This is a genomic window from Synechococcus sp. R6-10 (genome assembly GCF_047461815.1).
Lineage (GTDB): Bacteria > Cyanobacteriota > Cyanobacteriia > Thermostichales > Thermostichaceae > Thermostichus.
In genome coordinates, this window is record NZ_JANSHW010000396.1 from 1 (window position 1) to 2,658 (window position 2,658).

A 2,658-nucleotide genomic window follows, 5' to 3' on the forward strand; every position below is an offset into this window, starting at 1 on the left:
GGCAGCCGGTTGCGGTTTCCCCCTGCTCTGGTGTTGCCTTTGGTGAGCGTGGTGCTGGGGGCCTACGGCTTCTCGTTTTTGCTGGGATCCGCCGCTCTGATTTGGAAGCGAATTCAGCAGCTTTTGATCATCAGCCAATTCGGCCTGCTTTTCCTGTTGGCTGCTCCCACGGAAGAATGGCCGGGATCCCTGAGGTGGCTAGGGCAAAGTCTGCCCATGACGGCGGGGGCTGGGCTGCTGCGAGACGTGATGGTGCGGGAGGCGGGCTTGGATCCCGTGCGGCTGATCATGGCTCTGACCAGCGGCGTTTTCTACTTCGGCCTGGGCTTGCTGACCTTTCGCCGGGCGGTTCGGGCAGCCAAGCGCCGAGGGATCCTGGGATCCCAGTAGAGGTCTGCAGGAGGGCATCTAGAGCGAACGTTGGTCGGGGGAGCGGTGCAGCAGGTGAGGGAAGTGGTATTCTACCGCTCCAGTGACCGGGTTGTTTTCGGGGAAAGCCATGCTCCGCCGGCTCAGCTCTTGCAGCGCCTTTTCAATTTCGTCAAAGTCGGCAGGTAAGTCGATAGCTATCTCCGCAAGGGTGAGGATCCCTTGCCGCTGTTGGGCTAGCCGCAGAATCTCCCGCATCAGAGCTTGACCTTTCAAGGGCTGAGAAGGCGCTGAAACGGCCTTTGCAGGCGTTGGGGAAGGCTGGGATCCCTGTAGAACTGCCAGTTTGAAGTTGTGATTTTCCACCATGCCTGGGATCAAAAACAGGTCAATTAACTGGCCAAAGCCCAGCAGGCCAAAGGTGAACAGCCAGAGGATGCCTGTTCCAGTCTTGCCCAGGTAGAAGCGATGGACGCCACAGATCCCGAAGATGCCCAACGCCCAGAGGATATAGGCAGTACCGACAGACTTGGGTTCAGCGGGGGGCAGCAGGTAGCGAGAACTCATGGGGATTTGACGAGATAACTCCGAGCGGGTACTTCCAGTTTGTCATCTTCTGGCCTGGACGGGCAGAAGAGAACCGGCGTGATCTCTGCAAGCAAGCTGGGATCCCTTCTACGCTCTTGTCTGAGGGAGGGCAGCCTCAACGGGAAAACAACCGGAATAATGAGATCCAAGTCCCCCAGGCTCAAAGAACTCCGTCTCCCGCTCACGCAAGCAGTGGACATGCCTATAGAAGGCAAGGGAAAGTCGATGTTTGAGCCAATTTTAATCGGGTTGAGCGCTGTGCTCTGGGGCCTCCTCTGGGGCTACGCTACACTGCTGGTTGTGCTGGTGAACTTTAAGGAGCAAGGATCGGTTTACGCCTACCCTATGCAGGCGGTGCTGGATCGCTTTGTCGAATCCTTGGGGCTGGGCTGGCTTAAGGATCTGCATGCCCTGCAACTGAGGCCGCTGCGCCGGATCAGCTATGCTCTGTTTGGTGCCGTCACCCTAGGGGTGGCTTTCATGCTCTGGGTGTTGGGGTGAGGCGATGACCAGATCGACAGGCGCATTCCCGCAGCAACTGCAAATGCGTTAACCCAACCCGAGTTCTCGACAGGCCCATCATGAACGCTGCTCAACTGGTTGCTATTCTCTCCACTGCCATTGCCACCGCCACACCGGTGGTCTTCGCCTGTGTGGGGGAAACCATTACCGAGCGGGCAGGGGTGATCAACCTCTCCGCAGAGGGGACGATCATGCTTGCGGCCATGGTTGGGTTCGCCGTGGCCAAGCTGACGGGAAGCTTGGTATTGGGCTTTTTGGCTGCCGCCGCGGTGGGAGCGCTGTTTGCTGGGATCGTGGCCTTTGGCTCGCTGACCCTGAAGGGATCCCAAATTGCCATTGGTTTCGTCTTGACCCTATTGGGGGCGGATTTGTCTTCCTTTTTGGGCAATCCGTTCGTGCGGATCCCAGGGCCAACGGTGCCCAGCCTGCCCATCCCCTTCCTGAGAGAGGTGCCGCTGCTGGGGCCACTCCTGTTCCAAGGGGATCTGTTGCTGTACGCCAGCTACGCGCTCATCGGGGGAACTTGGTTCTTTTTGTATCGCACTCAGCCTGGCCTGATGTTGCGGGCTATGGGAGAACAGCCGGCGGCGGCTTTTGCCCGCGGCACCAATGTCATTTTCTGGCGCTATGTTTACACCCTTGTGGGGGGATCCCTATTGGGCTTGGCGGGGGCTGCCTTTTCTCTGGATTTCAAGGCCGGCTGGAGCCACCGACATACAGCAGGGTATGGCTGGATTGCCTTGGCCATCGTCATCTTCGGTGGCTGGAACCCCTTGCGGGTAGCTCTGGGGGCCTACCTGTTCGGCATTTTGCAGTCCTTCGCTGGGGTTGCCCAGACCACCATCCGCGCCGTGCCCACCCAAGTTTTTACGGTGGCTCCCTTTGTGTTGATGATTTTGGTGTTGGTGCTCACCTCTGGGGAATGGTGGGAGTACGGCTTGCGCGGGATCCCACCTCGGCTGCGGCGCTGGATTCAGCAGGCGGTGAAGGCCACTCCGCCGGCAGCTCTGGGGCAGCCGTTTGAACCGGGCTAGAGGTTGCTTCCGGCACTGCGGCTTGGGGGTCGCTGATCAGCCGGATCGGAGAGGGGAATCTGAAAGCGCTAGAAAATAGCCTGCAGTTTTTTAAGGCAAGCCTGGATCTGCGCCATTTCCGAGGGATCCAGCTTTTGGAAGCGCT

At 59.0% G+C, this 2,658-nt stretch carries 3 protein-coding genes and 1 pseudogene; 3 read left to right on the forward strand and 1 reads right to left on the reverse strand.

The genetic code is table 11. The features are described 5' to 3' along the window. Positions 1-390: pseudogene (locus NW837_RS11045) on the forward strand (ABC transporter permease); the annotation flags it as partial. A gap of 18 nt (positions 391-408) precedes the next feature. On the opposite strand, the gene NW837_RS11050 reads toward NW837_RS11045, so the two are convergent. Continuing rightward, entirely contained in the window at positions 409-936 is a 528-nt protein-coding gene (locus NW837_RS11050) for a TM2 domain-containing protein (protein WP_414331507.1), read from the reverse strand. Between the two features lie 246 nt (positions 937-1,182). Between NW837_RS11050 and NW837_RS11055 the strand changes: the two genes are divergently transcribed. Beyond that, positions 1,183-1,458: a hypothetical protein gene (locus NW837_RS11055; RefSeq protein ID WP_041436392.1), complete on the forward strand. Its 276-nt coding sequence runs from the start codon at positions 1,183-1,185 to the stop codon at positions 1,456-1,458. An 80-nt stretch (positions 1,459-1,538) separates the two neighbouring features. Then, positions 1,539-2,513, forward strand: a complete 975-nt coding sequence (locus NW837_RS11060; RefSeq protein ID WP_414331509.1) for an ABC transporter permease — start codon at positions 1,539-1,541, stop codon at positions 2,511-2,513. Positions 2,514-2,658: the final 145 nt, after the last annotated feature.